Below are 21,577 nucleotides of genomic sequence, written 5' to 3' on the forward strand. Positions count from 1 at the left end.
TAAAAAATATAGAAATAGTAAAAATAAGTGATAACTATGTTAACTATAAAAACTCCATTAAAATATATAGATACCATACGTAAAATATTAATGGAAAAAGAGATTATAGCTAGAAACTATAAAATTCTTACAGAAGACAATTATGGATATATTCCTATAAAAGATGAAATAAATACTGAAACACTGAAAAATATTATAGAAAAACTAAAAAATAATTTAAACAGCCAAAAAAAGGGAAATACTAATAATAATACTAATACTAATACTAATACTAATACTAATACTAATACTAATACTAATACTAATACTAATACTAATACTAATACTAATACTATTATTAATATGGGCAATTTTAATGATATTTATACTGATATAAGTCTAGTTGAAAAAGATTTAGAAGAAGTAAAAAAACATCCTCAAAGTATAAGTGAAGAATTAAAAGGAAAATTGACAGAACAAGAAATAGAAGATTTAAAAACTTCATTTGATATTATTGGAGATATTGTTATTCTTGAAATTCCTGAAAACCTCCAAGATCAAAAATATATAATTGGAGAAGCTACTCTTAATTTCACAAAACGAAAAGCAATATATATGAAAAAAAGTGCTATTGAAGGAGTAATGAGAACACGACAATTAGAACATATAACTGGAGAAGAAAATCCAGAAACAATTCACAAAGAACATGGAGCTAGACTTAAACTAGATGTTAGTAATGTTTACTTTTCTCCAAGATTAGCTACAGAGAGAAAAAGAATAGCTGAACAAGTAAAAGATGGAGAAATTATTCTAGATATGTTTGCAGGTATCGGCCCTTTCCCAATCCTTATAGCTAAGGACCATGATGTAAATATTTATGCTGTTGATATTAACAAAATAGCTATCAAATATATGAAAGAAAATATAAAACTTAATAAATTAAAAGGAAAAATAACTCCAATATTAGGAGATATAAATCAAATAGCTAATGAACAATTCATAAAAGAAAACATAAAATTTGATAGAATTATTATGAATTTACCAGGAACTGCAAAAGACTTTCTAAACCTAGCTATTTCCCTAATAAATAATAATGGAATTATACATTACTATGAGTTTTCTGATGGATTTGATTCTGGAATTGAAAGAATAAAAAGAATAGCTAAAAATTATGATAAAGATGTTGAAGTCTTAGCTACTCGTAAAGTTAAATCAAGTAGTCCTGGACAATGGCATGTAGTTATAGATGCTAAAATAAGTTATTGATATAAAATAAATGAAAAAATAGTTAAAAAGGAAAATAAATTAAAAATAAGAATAAATTAAAAGTAAGAATAAATTATCAGTATAAAGCTTAAATAAATATGAAAAATAAAAAAATAAAAATAAAATAAATTTTAAACTAAGTGTTCTGTTTTTTTTCCAGAATCAATCTTTTCTATTGGCTCAAATCTTGCAGCAGATGAAGCAGAAAAAAGCAAAGAACAGATACTTACTAAAAAAATTAAGAGAATACAAGTTTAATATACTTATTTTTATACATATTAGCGTTTTTTTTAAAATTTACTTGCATTAATCCATCAAATTATATCTTTGTTTCAAATTCTTTTTTTAATACTTTCAAATAATACTGCTTTGGAGTTAAATTAGTATTAACATATCTAAACTTTTTAGTAGGTCCACATGGCATAATATCATGAACAGAGGAGGTAATTTTCAATTTTCCTTTGGCAAATTTATCAAGACGAATAATTTGATCTGAGGGTAATAAACGATTTATAAGAATGTTTGAATTGTTTAAAGCACTTAAATTTGTGTATATTGCCATTATCTCTATAGATGAAGTTTGAGTATAATAAAAAACCACCCAATTTATTTTATATGGTTTAGTTACGTTATTTCCAGTTTTAGGATCCGTGTATGTTGCATTAATATATCTAGTTTCATTGTATTTAATAAAACCTTTGTTTAATATTGGTTTTTTAATAATATTAGAAATTTTTGGCCTTAATTTTTTCCAATAAAAATCATCAGTGTTAGTTTTAAGTTTTACAATTTTTTCAGTCCCATAAATCATTGATGAATACTGTTTTGAAATGCCCATCTTCTTTTTTCCAGTTTTATAGAATTCAATATATAAATAACCCTTATCTGCTTTATTTTTCATGGATTTATAAGAAATATGCATTTTCTTCTTATCTTGATATATTGATTGTTCAGTTTCCCAATAAAGTTTATATTTTGTATTATTTACTTTAATTATCTTCTTCCCATGATCAATTGTTTTTGTTGGATCATACATCGCAGCAGACGATGCTGAAATAAGCACGAAAAAAACACTTACTAAAAGAATCAAAAAAATAATAGGCTTAGCATATTCAATTTTATACATATTAGACCTCTTAAAATCTAATCTTTAGATTATTTAATTTATACATCCATTTCATTTTATTAAATTACTTTTATATTAAGTATTTAAATTTGAATTGATTATAATTAGCTATTTAATAATTATAATTCCATTTTTATACTTATAATTTAATTTTATATATAAATAAATTATATTTTATATAGACACATGATATTCCTATAATATTTTAACTTCTTTTGAAACAAAAGAAATCTTATTAACAATCCTTTTTGTTGAATATTTAACTACTTGAACAACAGTATAGTTTTTCTTAATTGTTGGGTAAAGCTTTAATAAAAATGTAGTTGAACTTTTTCCATTTAATTTTGGAATAGTCCATGTAACTAATCTATTTTTATTATTGACTTTATATGTTCCAATATTATTTTGAATATCCTTAAAATCACATCCTTTAGGATATCTAAAGTAAATTTTTAAAGAAGATGCATCTTTTTTAAGGTTATACACTTTTGATTTAATATAAACGTATTTTCCTTCTAAAAATTTTGAGTTTTGAACATATAATTTAGAATTAGGAACTATCAGAGTTGTTACTTTTTGGGACTTAAGATATCTACTTTCTCCTTCAAAAATAGCTGTAACTTTATAAGTTCCAGGATTTTTAATTTTATAACTTTTGTATGCATTTCCTAAAATATTAGTTGTTCCTTTTCCAACATATTTACCATTTACATAGAATAGAATTGTTCTTCCAGCCATTAAATTTCCCCAATTACAATGGAGTTTAGCTTTAAGAAGAACTGTTTTTTTAATAGTTAAATAGTTGCTTGCTTCTACAACTGTTGGTGTTTTAGAAACCTTCAATAATGAACTATTTTCAGAAGCTAAGTAATTTGAATCTCCAGCAAAAATAGCCCTAATATTATATGTGCCAACTTCTGTAACTAGATAATTTATCTTAGCTATTCCATTTGAATCCGTTTTATTATATCCCACATAAGTGTTATTAACATAAAATGAAATTTTCTTGTTAAAAACTCCAGTACCATTGCTAATTAACTTAGCATTTAGCTGTGAAACTGTATCAAAACGACCTACACTTTCATCAATTTTTAAAGTAGTATTATCAGCTGCACTGGCAAAGTTTGTTGCCATTGAAGATAATAATATAGTTGTAAATATTAAAGCTAATAAAAATGTTATTTTGCTTATTTTACTTGTTTTTTCAATATACATATCATAATACCCCAATTCTTAAACTTATTTTAAAATTTTTAAAATAATAAAGCCTTATATTAGAATCTACATTTTGTATTTTTGTATTTTTTTATTTATTAGCTTTATTGGATTTAATGGATTTATTTAATAATTTATTATACATTAAATATCTTTTAACCATATTATATAGTTAGATTTTATAAATTAATTATACGTATATTTTTATGATAAAAAATGGAAATAATATGATAAAATATTATCTCAATAGGATAATATAACTTTAATAATTTATATAAAAAACATTCCATATAAGATTTTCTACATAATTCAAGCTAGAATAGCTTATATTAAGTAATATACAATTAATATATAATAGAAAATAAGAAATAAAAATATATGAATGAAAATAATGTAAAATGAAATGAAAAACATGAAGAAGAAAATAATACTCACAAACAAGTATTTAATAAAAATTTAAAAAAATAAAAAAAGTAGCCGATTCTAACAAAATACATATTAATAAATGAAAAACATCAAAAAGTAAATCTAAAAGATTAAAAAAATAAGAAAATGAGAAGCTATAGCTATAATAATATAATAAATATAATAAAAAAGGAATAATAATGGAATAATAATAGAATAATAAGAGAACTAATTAGTATAATGATATAACAAATAAAAAATGGTAAATAATATGATAAAATAAAAAGAATATAATAATTTATAAATTAAAAACAATTATTATATAATTTTAAATTTAAACATCCTCATATTTTAATTTTTGAAAAAATTCATTAAACTTATCAGGATCAATAATTCCTTTTTCAGTAATGATTCCTGTAATAAGATCTTTTGGGACTATGTCAAAAGCAGGATTTCTAACTTCTGTGTCTTTAGGACAAATACGGCACCCACCATAATGAATTACTTCTTCTGAACTTCTTTCTTCTATTTCAGTATCATAAATAGATATATCATGATCAAAAGTGCTCAAAGGAGCGGCTACATAAAAAGGAACATGGAATCTTTTAGCTGAAAGAGCCACCATCAGAGAACCGATTTTATTAACTATTCCATCATGAGCTACTCTATCTGCACCAATAACTACTTTATTAATTTCACCTTGTTGCATTAAATAACCAGCAGCTACATCAGGAATCAGTTTTACTGGAATCTTTTCTTGTTGCATCTCCCAAACACTAAGACGTGCTCCTTGACCAAGAGGACGAGTTTCATCACAGATAACATTAATATCTTTACCTTCATGATATGCTGAACGGACAACACCAAGAGCAGTTCCATAATCAACACAAGCAAGGGCTCCAGCATTACAATGAGTTAAGATTGTATCTCCATCTAAAATAACTTCAGCACCATGTCTTCCAATAGCTAAGTTAGTATCAATATCTTCTTTATACATATCTAAAGCTTCTTTAAGAAAATCATCGCTGGCTAAAACCCTATCAACAGCCCAAAATAAGTTTATAGCTGTAGGTCGAGATGCTTTTATTTCTTTAGCTACTTTTTGTGAATTTTCTCCTGCAAGTTCTCCTAGAACCATCCCAAAAGCTGCAGCTACTCCAATTGCTGGAGCTCCACGAACAATCATTGTTTTAATAGCTAAAATCACATCTTCATAACTTTCACATGTAAAATAGGTTAATTCATCGGGCAATTTAGTTTGATCAATTAATACTAGTTTATTATCTTTCCATTCCATTGTTTTCATAATATCACATAGTAAATTTGAATTTTAAAAGTATAAAATTAATTTGAATGATTTATTTCTTATTTTCTTAATTATTAACAATAAAAAATATGTCTAACTTTTAATAAATACTTTCCTCATTATAAACAAAAATCAATTTTTAGAAATATTTTTAAAAATATTTTAAATAATATTTCAAATAAGATTTTAAATAAGATTTTAAATAATATTCCAAATAATATTTTATATTACATTTTATTATAATATTTCATATAATATTAAATAAAAGTTTAAAAGAATGATAGAAATACTTTATATTTATAGTATTAATTATAAATCCTTAGTAAATCATAAAATTACTGTTTTTCCAGTTTAATAACAATGAAGAGTAAGCTATTACAAGTACAGAACCTATATTATGAACTAAAGCGCCTGTAATTGGATCTAAAATTCCAAAAATAGCTAAAATAATTGCTATAAAGTTTAAAGCAAGTGATAATGTTATATTGATATTGATAGTTTCCATTAATTTCTTTGAAATCCCTAAAAGATGAGGAATAAACTTAATATCATCACCTATGAGAGCAATATCAGCAGCATCAACAGCTATATCACTTCCAATACCACCCATAGCTATTCCAACATGAGATTTTTTAAGAGAAGGTGCATCATTAACTCCATCTCCCACCATAGCCACAAATTCATTATTTAGATCTTGATAACTATCAATTAAATTCATTTTTTTTTCAGGAAGACAGTTATAATGAAATTCATCAATTCCAAGTTGTTCTGCCATGTATTTAGCTGGTTTTTCACTATCTCCTGTTAAAAGAACTGTGTTAAGTCCAATTTTTTCTATATTTTTAATAGTATCTTTTGAATCTTCCCTTAATGAATCCCCTAAAATCATAGCCCCAACAAATTGGAAATAATCACCATGATTATAATTATTAGAGTTATTAGGATTATTAAAATTGTTATTATAATTATTATTATAATTATTATTGTAATTATTATCGTGATTGTTATTGTAATTGTGATTGTTATTATTGTTTTTATTTTTATTGTTATTTTTATTATTAATATCTTTAAAAGCAATGTATATTATTGTATTTCCTTTTTCAATAAAAGGAGATAATAAAGAATTTATCCAATTTTCATCTATTTCAACATTGTTTTCCGTGTTTAAAAATTCTTTATTCCCTGCTAAAACATATTTTCCATTGACTATTCCTTTTACACCTTTTCCAATAACCATTTCAAAATTATCTACATCAAAAAACCTTGTGAACTCCATTTCTTTAGATTTTTGATAATTTTTATTAAATTCTCTTTTATTTAGATTTTTATTAAACTCTTTATAATATTTAACAATAGCTTTTCCTAAAGGGTGTTCTGATTTATTTTCTAATGAAGCAACAATTTTAATTATTTCTTTAGAATTGTTATTAATACTTGTATCATTACCTTTGATTTTAGAATTATTATTATTATTATTATTATTATTATTATTATTATTATAGTCAGTATTATCATAATTATTATATTCAATAAAATCAATAACTTCTCCTTTACCATAGGTTAAAGTCCCAGTTTTATCAAATAAAATATTTTTAACTTGAGAAAGACGTTCTAATGCATCTCCTTCTTTTACTAAAACACCATACTTTGTTAAATTTCCAATTGCTGCCATAATAGCTGTTGGAGTAGCAAGTACAAGGGCACAAGGACAAAATACAACTAAAACTGTAACAGATCGAATTATTTCACCAGTTAAGAAGTAAGTAGCTATTGCAGCTGAAAGTGCAATTACAACAATCCAAGTTGCCCATTTATCAGTAAGGCGGACAATTTTTGCTTTTCCAGCATCAGCTGACTCAACTAAATTAACCATTCTTTGAAGTGAGCTATCATTTCCTATTCTAGTAGCTTTCATTATAAAAGATCCAAACTGATTTACAGTACCACTGAAAACTTCATCTCCTTTAGTTTTATCTACAGGAATAGGTTCACCAGTCATTACTGATTGATCAATAGAAGTTTCTCCATTAACTATTTCTCCATCTACAGGAATAGTTTCACCAGGTAAAACTTTAATTAAATCTCCAATAGCAACTTTTTTAGCATCTACAACTTGTTCATTATTATTATCATCTTTAGAAATTATTCTTGCAGTTTGTGGAGTTAAATGAACTAATCTTTCTATTCCTGCTCGAGATTTAGCCACAGTAAACTCTTCTAAAAGTCCACCAATAGCCATGATAAATGCAACTTCACCAGCTGCAAATATCTCCCCAATAATTATGGCTGCTATTAAAGCAATAGAAACAAGAAGATCTGCTTTTATATCAAATTCTGTAATAAGTCCAACAATTGCATCTTTAATAATAGGTATACCACAAAGAATAATAGCTATCCATCCTAAATCAATAGGTCCAATTGTAGCTATCTTAAAAAAACTCATTATTAAAGCAATAGCTGAAATAGCTAGAAATATTATTGATCTTTTTTCTTCAATTATAAATTCACTTTCTATATCCATTTTTAAACTTCCAACATACTGAATATTTAATTAAAAAATTATTATCAAATTATAGATAACAATAAAGATTATACATGATAATGATAAAATAATATAGGTATAGGGGTATAGGTATACAAGAAAAAAATAAAAAATAAAAAACTAAAGACGTGAAAAATACTCAATAGCCTTTGTAAAGTCTTTTATTGTTTGTTCAGAATCTCCAGTTTCAATTCCTTCTTTAACACAGTGATTAAGATGTCCTTCAAGAACAATTTGACCAACTTTATGTAAAGCAGATTTAGATGCATTAATTTGCATAATAATATCTTCACATGGAATATCTTCATCAATCATGCGATCAATACCATTTAGCTGACCTATAATTTTTTTCAATCTTATATGAAGGTTTTCAGAATCCATACACTTTTTCATTTTTTCACCTAATTAAAAATCTAAAAATATATTTTAGATTATACCTATAGGGGTATTAGTATTGATTATATTTAAATATTTTGATTATTTTTATTTTGATATTAATAAAAATTAGTTAATTCAAGATATAAATATGTTAATTCGAGATATAAATATAATATAATAAAGTATATAATAAATTCATTAATATATTAAAAATATATGAATTTAAAAATTAAACTAAATTTGAAAAGAAAAAAGGAAGACATCTAATTATTATCATTAAAATAATATAATTTAATAAGAATTCTGGATAAATTTAATATAGATATATATTCCATATATTTACAAAATCGAAAAATATATAAACAAGTTCATCCATAATCTATATTATTGTTTTTGATTAATAAAATTAATAATGTAATTAATAAACTCTCCCAAAAGTTATCATGTTTATCATTACATTGAAAAAAGCATTTACTCAATCATAAGCTCTTCAATCTTTTTATTAATCGGGACAAAATTATCTGTTCCTCTCAAATATTATTTTTGAGAGGATTGATAATCTTTTTTTTTTTCATTAATAAATAATAAAATTATCTAATAAATCTATTTTTCTAATTAAATATTGAAATAAACTAGAAAATTTTATAAAAATTGATTTTATAGTTAAAAAATTACATATAAAAATAATATATCAAATTACATATACAAAATTTTATATACAAATTGTATTTTATAAAATGTAAAATTAAGTATTATAAAAATTATTAAAAATAATAATAGAATAGTTAAACTATTCTACTAAAAATATCAAAAAATAATTAGATAAATACGCCAATTATATGATTAAAAAAGTTTTAAAATTAGTAATGGCTTGCAGGAGTCATTCCTAAATGCTTGTCTTCATCTTTTTTACCAGGAATTCCATAAGCATCAGCCCTACATTGAGTACAAGCTCTAAAAACTGGCAATATTTCCTCGACTTCATCACGTACTTTTTCGATTTCAGCACAGCTTGGACGTGAATAATCTTTCATTTTATTTAATGGAATAAGTGGAAGAACATTCATAAGTGAAGCTCCACGTTTTTTAACTTCTTTAGCTATTTCAACAATATGTTCATCATTTAATCCAGGAATTAAAACACTATTAACTTTAATGATAACCCCAAGGTTAGCTAATTTTTCAATTCCTTCAAGTTGATTTTTAATTAATATTTCTGCAGCTTCTTTTCCTTTATAGATTTTACCTTTATAATTAATAAAAGTATAAATATCTTTTCCTATTTCAGGATCAATAGCATTAACAGTGACTGTAACAGTATTGACTCCAAGATTAGCTAATTTTTCTGCATAATCTGGAAGTAATAGTCCATTTGTACTCATACATTTGATTAAATCAGAGTTAGTTTTACCAAGTTTTTCAAAGAATTCAAAAGTAGCTTCATTAGCTAATGAATCACCAGGTCCAGCTACACCAACTACAGAAATTGGTCCTTCTTTGGTTACTTCTTCAACATGTTTAATTGCATCATCTGCATTCATAACACAAGAAGCTACTCCTGGCCTATCTTCATCTTGATTAATATCCCTTGTACAGAAATTACAGTAAATATTACATTTAGGAGCAATAGGAACGTGAGCACGACCTACTTTATCATGCATTTTCTCATTAAAACAAGGATGAGCCTTAGTTATATGAGCAAAACGACTTCCGTTATGTTTTTCCATAATGTCACCTCATATCATTAGATCCAATGATCTATCAATAAAAATATATTAAATTTATATTAAAATGATTAATTAAATTATATATTTAAGACAATATATTTCAATATATCTATATATTTCAATAATTTCAATGTGTATTCCAATATATATTCCAATATATTTAGAATTTACTTTTATTTAAAAACTATATAAAAAATTATATTTAAAAACCCTATTTAAAAAGTTTATCTAATCAACTATATTAACATTGTTTAAAATCTATTTAAGAATCTATTTAAAAATATTTAAAAAAATTTAAAAAAATTTAAAGAATTTGTTAATTTGTAAATAATGTGAATATAATAATATCAATTATATAATATGTTTGAACTAGTTATTAAATTTTGTTGTATTTTGAACGAACAAAAGATAATAATTATAATAAACTATAATTTGTATTAGAAAAAAATTATATTAAATTTCTATAAAAATTGAAATATAATTAAAAGAAAATTAAATATAATTAAATAAAGTTAAATAAAATTAAATAAGATTTAGTGATTTAAGAAGATTTCAATTCTTTAACATAATTTAATCCTCTATCAAGCCACTCATCTTTAATTAATTCATCAGTACATACAATAGCTATAATATCATCTTGAGAAATATCTCTAATTATTCTAAATCCTTCAGGAATTATTCTAAAAGCAGCATCATAAACTCTTTTTTTTAGATTTTCATAAGGGTCATCGATTACTAAGTTTTCTAAATTATCCTCGTTTCCATCAAGAACAAAGCTAAATCTATCTGGTTGATGTACATTTTCTCTTCCTTTTTCAAGCCATAACTTTTTTAAAATATTCGGAAGATAATTTTCATCTTTTACACGAATAATAGTTTTATCTGCTTCTTTATCATATTCTATCTTAGTTACATCGCCTAAAATAGTGAAATCAGAAGTTTTATCCATTTTCATGGCTAAAATAAATACAACTTCAACAGGATCGACATAAACTCTCATGTCCTTAATCGAAGGCGACAATTGAAGATCTTGAAAGATTTGTTTAATAATCATTTCATAAACCTTTGCTCCTTCCTTATCAGTAGATTCAACAAGCATTAAAATGCACCTATTTTTCTATTATTATTTGTTTTCCTGCCTTTTGCCCATTCCAGAAACTAGTAACGCTGCACCAACAGCTCCAATATGTTGGGAATATTCAGGAACTATGACATCAATTCCTCCAAGAGTTTCACTAACTGCTTTTACAAGTCCTGAAATAAGAGAGGTTCCTCCTACTTGTATTAAAGGTTCGCGAATATCAATCTCTTGTAATTGTTGTTCATAAACCTGTTCAGCTACAGAATGACATGCAGCTGCAGCTACATCTTCTTTTGATCCACCAGCTGCAAGAGTAGTAACTAAATCTTGAATACCAAATACAATACAGTAACTGTTCAACATAGCTTTTTTATAATCTCCTTTCATAGCTAAAGGCCCAAGTTCTGTAATATCAACGTCTAATCTACGTGAAGTCATTTCTAAAAATCTTCCAGAAGCACCTGCACAGATTCCACCCATGGTAAAATTGTCAGGAATGCCATCATTAACTGTAATAACTTTATTATCCATTCCACCAATATCAAGAACAGTAGCATCACCTTTTTGATGACCTGCAAGATAAACTGCCCCTTTAGCATTTACAGATAGTTCTTCTTGAATAAGTTCTGCTTTCATATTCTTTCCAATAGTAAGACGACCATATCCCGTAGTACCAATACCTTCAACATCATCTAAACTATAGCCAGTACCTTCAAAAGCTTCATCAGCAGCCCTATATACAGATTCCATAATATCTTTAGTAGCTGTCCAACCAGTTCCAATAACTGAATTATTTTCCATGAGAACAACTTTTGTAGTTGTTGAACCTGAATCAACACCAAGAGTTAATCCTTCTTGTTTTTCACGAGCAAGAATACTTCTTCTAGCTACAGAAGTAGTTAATGCCTCCATACGAATGAAAAGTTCATCAGCTTTTGTTCGTTCAGTGAAAGAGTATGTTACAACAGGAATTCGAGTATTTTCTTGAATGAAACGTCTAACTTCATTTCTAACTAAAGCACCTTCTGCACATCTAAAACAAGTAGCTATAAAAACAGCATCAGCTTTACTTTTACCTTCAACAATAGACATAGCCCTCGCTATCATTAGCTTTAAACTTGAACTCTCAGCAGAAAATCCAAATTTCTCATAAGCTTCATCAATATATTCAAGATCAATTTCAGGAATAACTATTTCTGAACCAAAAGTAGTGGCTGCTTTTTCTATTTCTTTTTGAATACCACTATATTCAGTACCACAGGATATTAAAGCTATTTTAACCATTGTTTAGCTCCTTTTTATTTTTTTCATTTTTAGAATTAGAAGAATTAGAAGAATAAGAACTATCAGTTTCAGAACCATTAGAATCAGAAGAGTCTGAATCAGAATCAGAAGGATTAGATTTAGGAAGTGAATCTAAGAAAGTATTGATTTTATTTACCATATCAGTAGTTTCATCTTTATTCTTAGGATATGTTAATTCAAGGGTTGGAAGACCTCTTTTCCTAAGATGAAAAGTAGAAAGTTCATTAGTTCTAGCACAACCAACACAACCAAAACCAAAAGGAGCATCATCAACAATTATAGCTGCTTCTGCTTCTTCTATTAAAGGCCCAATTAGAGACATTCTTCCACGTACTCCAGAAGGAACTTCAATAGCTGCATACTTTAATCCTTTAATAGGATCCTCTTCAGTAAGATTCATTGGAGGAGAATCTATATCAGGATCTTTAACTTTTTTCCTAACCGCTTTTTGGAGAGAAAGAACTTCATGCCCTTTTCTTTCAATTAAATCTGCTAAAATCAATGAATTAGGTGGAAATATCATTACTTTTACCATTGTGTCACCTCAAAGATCAAAATATTTTTGTAATTTTATAAATGTTGTAAATTTTATTATAGATTATAATTTTATTATGAATAATATTATTTTTCATGAATTTATACATTAGATTTTTTATCCTTATCTTTTACTTTGGATTTTTCCTCATCTAAGCACTGATTCATGACATCTTCAAACTCATCTACTGGAATACAACTCTTTTTTTCAAGAGAAACTTCTTTTGGATTTTTCAAAGCATCTGAAACATAGCCAAGAAGTTGAAATTCTTTTTCCATTTGATGAAAACCTTCACGAGGTCCTTTTCTATGCCCTCTACATCTTCGAGGGTCACCTGGTGGAAATCCTCTGTCTTTTGTAAAAATATTATATGGATCTAACTTTCTTACCTCTTTAATAGCTTTTATAACATCTTCTTCTTTTCCACTAACCATAGCACCATAGCAAGTTTGTTTGATAGTTAAAGGCAATCCTAAAAGATGCATCTGATTAACAACTTCACTTTCACTGACATTAGCTTTTGGACCCAAAATAATCATTCTTGTAACAACTTCAGGATCTCTGTCTTCTCTACCAAGATCTGGATTGATACATACATTTTCAACCATAATATCCCTTTTGAATTTTTAATACATGATTATAAAATATTATACTAAATTTAAAATAATTTATCATATTATAAATCTATCATATTATACTAAATTTTTAACTTTAATCAATAGAATGAATTAATTAACTAACTAATCAACTAATTAACTAATTAACTAATTAATTAACTAATTAAAATATTACCTATTTAATAATTATTATTCCTTAGATCTTTTAATATATAGTAATTCTCCTTCTTTTAGTTCTTCAATATGATTCAAATCAGTAATTATCTTACCAACAATGTTAGTTGCATTAAATGGTTCTGCTGTTGGACCAAATTCATCATTACTCTCAAATCTAACTCCAATCAAACCAACATTTTTCTTAGCCATATTTGTAACACCAATTTTACCAGCTTCAACACAAGCCCCTGGAATATTTTCAGGAATTAAACCTTTAGCTTCCTTTGAATCTCCTTCAAAAATGGACATTTTCATTCCTGGAAATGCAAAATGAACTTTCAAAGCACCGATTGGCTTTTCAACTAAGCCAGAAATCTTTTTAAAGTACCACGAAGATCTTGGAGCTTCATTTTCATTATCATAAATCTCAATTATAGCTAAATCCTCTTTATTGATACCTTTTGTTGTAACCTTACCTTCTTTTATAATATCAATAGAAAATTCAGGATTTTGTTCAACTACCAATCCATCATCATCTATAACACCAATTTTTTCATGAGATATGCCAATAGATTTCAAATAATCTTCAGTTTCTTTTTGAGTCATAGCCAAAGTCATTATCCTTTCAGGATTACTTTTTATAGTAATTTTATCTTTAGAACTAGCTATATCTAATAATTCCATCCCTTTTTCAACATAAGCAACAGTTGTATGATGATGAGATTTTACTCTATCTTCCCTATAGATATAAACTTTACCAATACCTTTTCCAGTATTTCTTACAGTTACAGTTCCTCTTTTTCTCATAGTTGTGTTTTCAACACTCTTTCCCAAACCTTGAAGTGAATAAAAACCAACAAAAGAATTTGCTTCATAATCAACAGAAACATTTCCTTTTTCAATTAAAGAAAATAAGTGTTCAGCAGATTGAGGAGAATTTTCATCTATTTTGAGCATGACATATGTAAATAATTGATTCCCTTCTTTTAAAACTGTATTTAAATTAGAAACAGAGGCACTATCAGTGACACTACTCCTTTCAATAATTCCTTCTACAGAAATAACATCATCATCAGAATCTAAAAGACGTACAGTTCTTTTTCCACCTACAATTTTTGCAAAAATACCTTTATTAAAATCTGGAACACCATAAACTGCAGAATGATCTTCTTTAGCAAAAATTATATGAGTAGATTCATTACTAAACCCAGATAAGCTTAATATTACATCCCCATCTTTATATCTATTTTCATCCATTGTTGGTTCTAAATCAGTTGTAGTAGGACCAATCGCTACTTCATTTGATGACGTCCATCTTATAGAACGCCCCTCAAAATCTTTGTATTGTTTTTTCCAAAGGTCAATTAATGGTTTCGCTTCTTCATTTTCAACCATTTCAATTATTATACTTCCTTTTGGAGTTTTTATCTTATATTTATTGATGTTTTTCTCAAATTCTTTTTTACCTTTAATAAGACAAATAATACTGCCATCATCATAAGGAGCATTTGAAAAATCAATTGCTTCTTTTATTGTAGACCCTTCCTTAAGCTCTACATCATTTCCATTAATTTTTACTTTCATAAAAACCCTCAATAAATATTTACATGTCATTAAGTTATATATAATTAAATTATTATACATATAAAATATTAAATAAATATAAAATATAAATATAAACTATTAATGTTAAATTATAAACTTTTAAGATAAAATTAATTTAAACTCATTAATTTTTGATCTTAAGAACTGGATTCAGTTTTTGATCAAATAAAACCATTTTTTGATCATTATCAATTAAATAAAGTTTTTTATCTTCAATTACTTCCCCAACTATTGAAGCAGTTATTGAAACACTTTTAAGTAAACTTATTAATTCTTCTAAATTTTCTTCTTTAGCAGTTAAAACAAAACCTGCTCCAGGATAAGATTTAAGCCATTCTTCCCAAGATACACTATCATTTCTTGGGATTTTATTTAAATCCACTGTTGCTCCAACATTAGAAGATTCTAACAACATTTCAAGTGTTCCTAAAGTTCCAGGGTTACTAATGTCTTTTCCCCCAGTAACTAATTCTTTTTCTGCAATTTCTTTCATAATTATTATTTGATCCTGTACAATTTTTTCGTCCTTAAAATAGGTTGTATCCCAATTAAGTGCAAATTTAGGATGTTGTCTACCATCTAAATCAATAGCCACAATAACTTTATCTCCTACATTTGCTCCAAAACTAGTTATGATCTTATCTTTCTTAGCTATTCCTACAATTGCAACATCTAGAGTATTACAATCAGCATCTGGATGTAGATGACCTCCAACCATTGGAACATTGAATTTTTTACAACCATCTTTTATTCCATCAAGGAGATCATTAGCTATCTTTTGATTATTAATCGATAGAATATTCACCATAGCAATGGGTTTAGCCCCCATAGCAGCAATATCATTGACATTAACAAGAATTGAACAGTAACCTGCCCAATAAGGATCAGCATCCATTAATTTTCCCCAGATTCCATCAGCAGCAAACAATATTATGTTTCCATCACCAATATCAATAGTCGATGCATCATCACCAAAATCAAGAAGAGTTTTTCCAGATATATTATAAACTTCCTCTAATTTATTAGTTATATTTTCTATAGATTCTTTTCTAGAAACTCCTTCAAAATTTTGAAGAGATTTAACAAGATCAGCTAATTCCAAAACTATACCTCACATTATTCTTGATTATATTTTAAATAAGATTATATTGATTATATTCTGACTAACAATAGTTACTATTTTATTTTGTATTCAGTTGTTATATTATTTACTATTTTGAATACTTCTTTTTTAAAATCTTCAAATATTTTAAATTTAATATCTCTATTATTTCTAAAATTTTCCTTATTTTCATTATTATCCTTATTTTTGTAAATTATAATTGGTAACTTAAGATAATATTTTGAATTGAAAAGATTTTTAAAGATTGATTTACCTACAATATCATCAAAACCTGATTTAACTTCAATAATAACAGATTTATCAGCCACATATCCATTTTCAACAACTTTATCTAAATCACCATCAGTAATACCAATGATAGGAATATTAAATCTAAAAAGAATATCAGAAGCAACAAGAGTGGTATCATCCCCAATAGTAACAGCTAAATCTATGTTATCTAGATTATAAATATCTTCAGCAGCATGATCAATAAAAGCAACATTTATATAATCCTTTTCAATTTTATTAATAGCTTTAATATTAATATTATCGGTTTTAGATAATATTCTAGGATTAGGATTACTCTTTCTTAAGAGACCAGTTTTAACAATAGCTTTTTCAATATCAACAGTACCTAATTTTTCAACACCATGAATTTTTATATCTCCTCCAATAATTTCAACAATTCTATCATTTTTAGAAACTAAAGAGACATTTTCAGATTTTGATTTACCAATAACAATACCATTAACAAATATATTTTCATTAGGACTAGCTCCATATATATTCCTTACTTTTTCAATGTTTTTTCCAGTATTATCATTATTACTATCAGTTATTCCATCAGACATTCCATCTGCTATTCCATTAGTTAGCCCATCTTTTATTTCATTGTTAACATTGATATTATCCTCGGTATTATCAGAAATAATTCTATTAAAAATCTTTAATTCATCTTTAAAATATTTATTAACAATTATTTCAGGGTTTAATATATTTAAATCCAATAATTCAGATAATTTTAATATTAAATCATTATCTTTCCCAATCCAATGAATTATATTCCCATCAAATTCTCCAGGTCTTTCAATTTGAATAAATTCAACTGATTTCCTATTTATTTTATTATTAATTGAATTATTAAAGAATGAATTTTTAAAAACTTTAAATCCGAAAGTTTGACCAGTTAACGAAGATTTTCCATAGTTAAGAAGAAAGATTACATCTACATTTTTCTCTAAAAATAATTTAACTGATTGACTTGGAAGTCGTTTAGTTGAAATATCAATTAAATCTTCTAAAGATGTATCAATAACAGCAGTTCGCCCCATTGTTCCACCTAATATACAATGGACTTCTCCAAAGTTTTTTAAAAAATTGATAATTTTTAAAGCATAACCTGAATCAACAATATTAGGGCCATGTACAACAATTCCAATTTTCATTTTATAACCTATATGATTCAATATTAATAAGAATATGAGAAATAATAGATAATAGAATAACAAGAACAATAAATTAGTTTAATCTAAAATTACCTATTAATAGAAATAATTAGATTATTTTTCATCATTTTTTAGAAAATTACTAATAAAAATTATTAATAAAAATATTTAATTAATTTAATTTTATTCTTTTTTTAAATATATTAGATCCACAAATCTCACAAATTTCTTCTTCATAGTTATCAGGATATTCTCTCCTACAACCTTGGCAAATTTTCTTCCAGTTATAAATTCCTTTAATACCTTCAGTTAAAACACTTCTATAAGGAATATTTAATATTTTAAGAACATTCTGAATTGAATAATCATCAGTGACAACTTTTACATTTTTATTTTTATTTGAAAAATCAATTGCTAAAGCTAATAATCTTTTATCTGGAATAGAAAGTCTTAAATTATCTCCTGAATTTGAAATTATTTTATCTAATTTTTCCATCCCCGATTTGCTTGGATTCCTGATTTTCAAAATATTATCTTCAATTGCTTGATCAAAAATCATTTTTGACTTTAAATCTTTTACTTCCTCACTTATTTCAGATATTGTGAAATTTAAAGAATTTTGAAGTTCAAAGCCTCCTATAAATGCAGAAGCATCTAATACATAATATACTTCACTTTTCATTTTTTCCATAATAGAATTATGTATTAAAAATTAATAAAGTTAATCAAAAAATAAAAAAATTTACATTTTTATGATTAGAACTATTATATTTTAAAATTTATAATAAATATTTATATTTATATTAAGTATATTCTCAAATATTAATATTTATATATTTTTTAATATTATATTAATTAATATTAATATTATATTAATTATATTCAAATATATTATTAATTATAATATTATATATTATAAAATATAATTTTTCAAATTATGTCCATGATAAATATAATGAAAATAATGAAAATACAATATAACTAAATAATTAAAGTTTATATTAATTTATATTAAAAATATACATTAATAAAGTATTAATATTTATTATTATAAGTTTTTCATAAATAATTGTATTATTACAAAATAATATAATAAATTATTATAAAATTATAGAATTAATATGTAAAAAAAATTCTATAATCTTATAATAATCTATATATATTAACCATTTTATAATATTAAAAAAATCCTCTTAATAAAACAATTGCAAAAGATTTTAAAATAATTTAAAAGTAAAAATAGTTCTAAATAATCTTTATTTAAGATAAAACAGAGCCATTAACAATTTTTGATACTTTACATAACATTTATATGTAAGGAACTACATAGTAATATCTTGAAGGGTAGGGTCTCATCTTAACTCTTATTATCATAACAAAAATTGGCATTGAATCCGCCTCCAATCCAATTTTAGTCCCTACCCTCCTCACTATTTATTTTTCCTTTTAAAATTGATAAATACCTATTTTAATATTATTGTTTCAAAAATATAACATAATAGACTTTTCTATACTGTAAAAAAGATTTTACTATTGGAGAAACAATAATAAAAATTATATTATAGATATTTGATTGATATTAAATTTTTATTAATGAAAACATACTAGTAATTGTTGAATTGTCAATGATAAGTAAAGATGTATACATGAAAAAACTATATTAGACATGTATAAATAATAAATGTAAATAAAAAATATTGATAAAATTAAATTGGAAATTCAATGAAAATAAAAATAAAAATTTAAATTTAAATTTTGAATAGAAATATAATATAAATAGAGATATAAAATATAAACATTAAATAAAATTTAATATTATACTACAAAATAATCATAAATAAATTAAATCCTTGGGGAGAAATAATTATGAAAAGTGAAACAATGGAAGAACATAGGAAAAAAGCACCAATCAAAGTTTCATGTGGTGTCATTACTCTAAGTGATTCAAAATCAAAGGATAAAAAAGAAGAAAAAAATACAGATATCTCTGGAAATTATATATTAAATAAATTAAAAGAAAAATATGAAGTAAATAGTTACAAAATCATTCCTGATGAAAAAGATCAGTTAATAAAATCTATTGAAGATATGATATCTGAAGATATTGATATAATATTTACAACTGGTGGAACTGGAATAGGTAGTAGAGACATAACAATTGAAACAATAGAAACTTTATTTGAAAAAGAATTAAAGGGTTTTGGAGAAATATTCAGATCAAAAACATATGAAGAACTTGGATCTGGAGCTATACTTTCAAGAGCTACTGCAGGAGTTTATAAGAAAACTCTGATATTTTCAATGCCAGGATCACCAAATGCCGTGAAACTTGGAATTTCAATTGTAATTGATGAATTAGCACATTTGAAAAAACATTTAAAAGAATAAAAATAGAAGAATAGAATAAAAAAAAATAAAAAAGAAAAAATAAAAAAATAAAAAAAATTAAGAAATAAATATGAAGAAATAATATAAAAATCAAGATTAAAAGAATTCATTAACTGAAATTAATGGTTCAAATATAATATTCTCTTTTTTAAACTCATTCACAGCCCCTTCTTCTCTATCAACAACTACAAAAGCTTTTTTTACGATTCCTCCATTTTCTTGAATAGCTTTTATAGCTTTAATTAAAGAACCACCAGTAGTTGTAACGTCTTCAACCACAACCACACTATCTCCTTTATTTAATTCTCCTTCAATTAATTTAGAAGTCCCATATCCTTTTTTTTCTTTTCTAATCATTAAAAGAGGAATATTTGATTGAAGAGATACGGCTGTGGCAATTGGAACCGCTCCTAAAGCAGGCCCTGCAATTTTATCAATATTATTCTCATCAATAGATTGATTAATGAGTTCAGCAATTGTCTTTAAAATATTTGGTTCAGTAATTGCTTTTTTCATATCTATATAATAATCACTTTCTTTCCCAGAAGAAAGAGTAAACTTACCAGTTTTAAAAACTTGATTTTCTTTTAAAATATCAATTAAATAATCTTTTGAAGTCATTAATTCACCATATTCATAAAATAGAATAATTAAAATGATAAAAAGTGAAAAATATAATCTACTCAAAAATCAAATAAATCAAATGAATCTTTCAAGAGAATTTTATCTCCAATCTTACTAATCATATCATAAGGGATTACATCTTCACTTTTTGATATATTTAATGTTTCTGAAATCCCACCTTTCTTCAAAATTAAAGATATTAGTTCTTTTGTATCTTCATCAAATTCAATATCTGCTACTTTGCCAATCAATTTAGCATCAGTATTTACTACTTCCTTACCAATAATATCCTCTACAATTTTCATTTATATCCCTTTATATGTCTTTTTGTATCCTTTATTGATAAACTATATTAATTTTATCAATTTATAAAGAATTATCAATAAATAGGTTTGTTCATTACAATATTTAATATTTATTATATATTAAAGACTAATATTGAATATTGAATAATCATCAAATATTCCCAATGAAAATCATATATTTACATTATTAGTTATAACTAGCTATTGATTAATTTTTTAATGGTTTTGATAGTTTTAATATTTTTAAGGGCTAATTATTAATAATTTAGTAAAATTATAAATTTTCTATATTTAATTATAAAGATATTGCCTTATTAAATATCACCATCATCTCCTTTATTCCAATTTATGACACCATATATTACACATAATAATGTAGATAATATAACAAGTATATAACCACTTAAAACCCAGGGATCAGGTATTCCTAAAATCATTTTAAAACCTCTATATAAGTTCATTAATTA

Annotated in this window: 19 protein-coding genes; 2 read left to right on the forward strand and 17 right to left on the reverse strand. The window is 25.0% G+C overall.

From position 1 onward, the window contains the following. Positions 1–36 precede the first annotated feature (36 nt). Positions 37–1,245 carry a class I SAM-dependent methyltransferase family protein gene (locus KQY27_RS08860; RefSeq protein WP_224426218.1) on the forward strand — a complete coding sequence of 403 codons (1,209 nt, stop codon included), beginning with the start codon at positions 37–39 and terminating at the stop codon, positions 1,243–1,245. A 319-nt stretch (positions 1,246–1,564) separates the two neighbouring features. Here KQY27_RS08860 and KQY27_RS08865 read toward each other — a convergent pair whose 3' ends face one another. The 14 genes from KQY27_RS08865 to KQY27_RS08930 all read right to left on the reverse strand — a co-directional run bounded on the left by KQY27_RS08865 (position 1,565) and on the right by KQY27_RS08930 (position 18,475). Then, complete coding sequence (locus KQY27_RS08865; RefSeq protein ID WP_224426219.1) at positions 1,565–2,371, reverse strand: hypothetical protein; 807 nt, start codon at positions 2,369–2,371, stop codon at positions 1,565–1,567. Between the two features lie 195 nt (positions 2,372–2,566). Continuing rightward, positions 2,567–3,586, reverse strand: a complete 1,020-nt coding sequence (locus KQY27_RS08870) for an Ig-like domain-containing protein (RefSeq protein ID WP_224426220.1) — start codon at positions 3,584–3,586, stop codon at positions 2,567–2,569. Positions 3,587–4,325: 739 nt separating this feature from the next. After that, on the reverse strand, positions 4,326–5,297 hold the full coding sequence (gene mtnA, locus KQY27_RS08875) for an S-methyl-5-thioribose-1-phosphate isomerase (protein ID WP_224426221.1): 972 nt from the start codon (positions 5,295–5,297) through the stop codon (positions 4,326–4,328). A 319-nt stretch (positions 5,298–5,616) separates the two neighbouring features. Beyond that, complete coding sequence (locus KQY27_RS08880; RefSeq protein ID WP_224426222.1) at positions 5,617–7,818, reverse strand: cation-translocating P-type ATPase; 2,202 nt, start codon at positions 7,816–7,818, stop codon at positions 5,617–5,619. Positions 7,819–7,959: 141 nt separating this feature from the next. Beyond that, on the reverse strand, positions 7,960–8,232 hold the full coding sequence (locus tag KQY27_RS08885; RefSeq protein WP_224426223.1) for a metal-sensing transcriptional repressor: 273 nt from the start codon (positions 8,230–8,232) through the stop codon (positions 7,960–7,962). Between the two features lie 845 nt (positions 8,233–9,077). Next, positions 9,078–9,944, reverse strand: a complete 867-nt coding sequence (locus tag KQY27_RS08890; protein ID WP_224426224.1) for a radical SAM protein — start codon at positions 9,942–9,944, stop codon at positions 9,078–9,080. 541 nt (positions 9,945–10,485) lie between these two features. Then, the gene (locus KQY27_RS08895) at positions 10,486–11,043 is read right to left on the reverse strand and encodes a methanogenesis marker 17 protein (protein ID WP_224426225.1); all 558 of its coding nucleotides are present in this window, start codon (positions 11,041–11,043) and stop codon (positions 10,486–10,488) included. A gap of 24 nt (positions 11,044–11,067) precedes the next feature. After that, positions 11,068–12,309 (reverse strand): methanogenesis marker 15 protein, encoded by a 1,242-nt coding sequence (locus KQY27_RS08900; protein WP_224426226.1) that lies wholly within the window; start codon positions 12,307–12,309, stop codon positions 11,068–11,070. After that, positions 12,302–12,865 (reverse strand): methanogenesis marker 5 protein, encoded by a 564-nt coding sequence (locus tag KQY27_RS08905; protein ID WP_224426227.1) that lies wholly within the window; start codon positions 12,863–12,865, stop codon positions 12,302–12,304. The genes KQY27_RS08900 and KQY27_RS08905 overlap by 8 nt, the downstream gene beginning before the upstream one ends. A 101-nt stretch (positions 12,866–12,966) precedes the next feature. Next, entirely contained in the window at positions 12,967–13,473 is a 507-nt protein-coding gene (locus KQY27_RS08910) for a methanogenesis marker 6 protein (RefSeq protein WP_224426228.1), read from the reverse strand. A gap of 198 nt (positions 13,474–13,671) precedes the next feature. Next, complete coding sequence (locus KQY27_RS08915; RefSeq protein ID WP_224426229.1) at positions 13,672–15,222, reverse strand: methanogenesis marker 3 protein; 1,551 nt, start codon at positions 15,220–15,222, stop codon at positions 13,672–13,674. 145 nt (positions 15,223–15,367) lie between these two features. Then, positions 15,368–16,345, reverse strand: a complete 978-nt coding sequence (locus tag KQY27_RS08920; RefSeq protein WP_224426230.1) for a methanogenesis marker 2 protein — start codon at positions 16,343–16,345, stop codon at positions 15,368–15,370. Between the two features lie 74 nt (positions 16,346–16,419). Next, positions 16,420–17,793 (reverse strand): DUF2117 domain-containing protein, encoded by a 1,374-nt coding sequence (locus KQY27_RS08925; protein ID WP_224426231.1) that lies wholly within the window; start codon positions 17,791–17,793, stop codon positions 16,420–16,422. 172 nt (positions 17,794–17,965) lie between these two features. Beyond that, positions 17,966–18,475: a ribonuclease VapC gene (locus KQY27_RS08930; protein WP_224426232.1), complete on the reverse strand. Its 510-nt coding sequence runs from the start codon at positions 18,473–18,475 to the stop codon at positions 17,966–17,968. Between the two features lie 1,184 nt (positions 18,476–19,659). On the opposite strand from KQY27_RS08930, the gene KQY27_RS08935 reads away from it, so the two are divergent. Continuing rightward, the gene (locus KQY27_RS08935) at positions 19,660–20,181 is read left to right on the forward strand and encodes a MogA/MoaB family molybdenum cofactor biosynthesis protein (protein ID WP_224426233.1); all 522 of its coding nucleotides are present in this window, start codon (positions 19,660–19,662) and stop codon (positions 20,179–20,181) included. Positions 20,182–20,277: 96 nt separating this feature from the next. On the opposite strand, the gene pyrE is transcribed toward KQY27_RS08935, so the two are convergent. From pyrE to KQY27_RS09290, 3 genes are all read right to left on the reverse strand, one after another. Beyond that, entirely contained in the window at positions 20,278–20,802 is a 525-nt protein-coding gene (gene pyrE / locus KQY27_RS08940) for an orotate phosphoribosyltransferase (protein ID WP_224426234.1), read from the reverse strand. A 62-nt stretch (positions 20,803–20,864) separates the two neighbouring features. Then, positions 20,865–21,110, reverse strand: a complete 246-nt coding sequence (locus KQY27_RS08945; RefSeq protein WP_224426235.1) for a PRC-barrel domain-containing protein — start codon at positions 21,108–21,110, stop codon at positions 20,865–20,867. A 314-nt stretch (positions 21,111–21,424) separates the two neighbouring features. Next, positions 21,425–21,547: a symporter small accessory protein gene (locus KQY27_RS09290; protein WP_255596658.1), complete on the reverse strand. Its 123-nt coding sequence runs from the start codon at positions 21,545–21,547 to the stop codon at positions 21,425–21,427. Between the last annotated feature and the right edge of the window lie 30 nt (positions 21,548–21,577).

The organism is Methanobrevibacter sp. TMH8 (genome assembly GCF_020148105.1).
GTDB lineage: Archaea > Methanobacteriota > Methanobacteria > Methanobacteriales > Methanobacteriaceae > Methanobinarius.

Bases quoted from the DNA above. Each gene is read 5' to 3' on its own strand.
- KQY27_RS08860 (WP_224426218.1), top strand. From the start codon at position 37: ATGTTAACTATAAAAACTCCATTAAAATATATAGATACCATACGTAAA.
- KQY27_RS08865 (WP_224426219.1), bottom strand. From the start codon at position 2,371: ATGTATAAAATTGAATATGCTAAGCCTATTATTTTTTTGATTCTTTTA.
- KQY27_RS08870 (WP_224426220.1), bottom strand. From the start codon at position 3,586: ATGTATATTGAAAAAACAAGTAAAATAAGCAAAATAACATTTTTATTA.
- mtnA (WP_224426221.1), bottom strand. From the start codon at position 5,297: ATGAAAACAATGGAATGGAAAGATAATAAACTAGTATTAATTGATCAA.
- KQY27_RS08880 (WP_224426222.1), bottom strand. From the start codon at position 7,818: ATGGATATAGAAAGTGAATTTATAATTGAAGAAAAAAGATCAATAATA.
- KQY27_RS08885 (WP_224426223.1), bottom strand. From the start codon at position 8,232: ATGAAAAAGTGTATGGATTCTGAAAACCTTCATATAAGATTGAAAAAA.
- KQY27_RS08890 (WP_224426224.1), bottom strand. From the start codon at position 9,944: ATGGAAAAACATAACGGAAGTCGTTTTGCTCATATAACTAAGGCTCAT.
- KQY27_RS08895 (WP_224426225.1), bottom strand. From the start codon at position 11,043: ATGCTTGTTGAATCTACTGATAAGGAAGGAGCAAAGGTTTATGAAATG.
- KQY27_RS08900 (WP_224426226.1), bottom strand. From the start codon at position 12,309: ATGGTTAAAATAGCTTTAATATCCTGTGGTACTGAATATAGTGGTATT.
- KQY27_RS08905 (WP_224426227.1), bottom strand. From the start codon at position 12,865: ATGGTAAAAGTAATGATATTTCCACCTAATTCATTGATTTTAGCAGAT.
- KQY27_RS08910 (WP_224426228.1), bottom strand. From the start codon at position 13,473: ATGGTTGAAAATGTATGTATCAATCCAGATCTTGGTAGAGAAGACAGA.
- KQY27_RS08915 (WP_224426229.1), bottom strand. From the start codon at position 15,222: ATGAAAGTAAAAATTAATGGAAATGATGTAGAGCTTAAGGAAGGGTCT.
- KQY27_RS08925 (WP_224426231.1), bottom strand. From the start codon at position 17,793: ATGAAAATTGGAATTGTTGTACATGGCCCTAATATTGTTGATTCAGGT.
- KQY27_RS08930 (WP_224426232.1), bottom strand. From the start codon at position 18,475: ATGAAAAGTGAAGTATATTATGTATTAGATGCTTCTGCATTTATAGGA.
- KQY27_RS08935 (WP_224426233.1), top strand. From the start codon at position 19,660: ATGAAAAGTGAAACAATGGAAGAACATAGGAAAAAAGCACCAATCAAA.
- pyrE (WP_224426234.1), bottom strand. From the start codon at position 20,802: ATGACTTCAAAAGATTATTTAATTGATATTTTAAAAGAAAATCAAGTT.
- KQY27_RS08945 (WP_224426235.1), bottom strand. From the start codon at position 21,110: ATGAAAATTGTAGAGGATATTATTGGTAAGGAAGTAGTAAATACTGAT.
- KQY27_RS09290 (WP_255596658.1), bottom strand. From the start codon at position 21,547: ATGATTTTAGGAATACCTGATCCCTGGGTTTTAAGTGGTTATATACTT.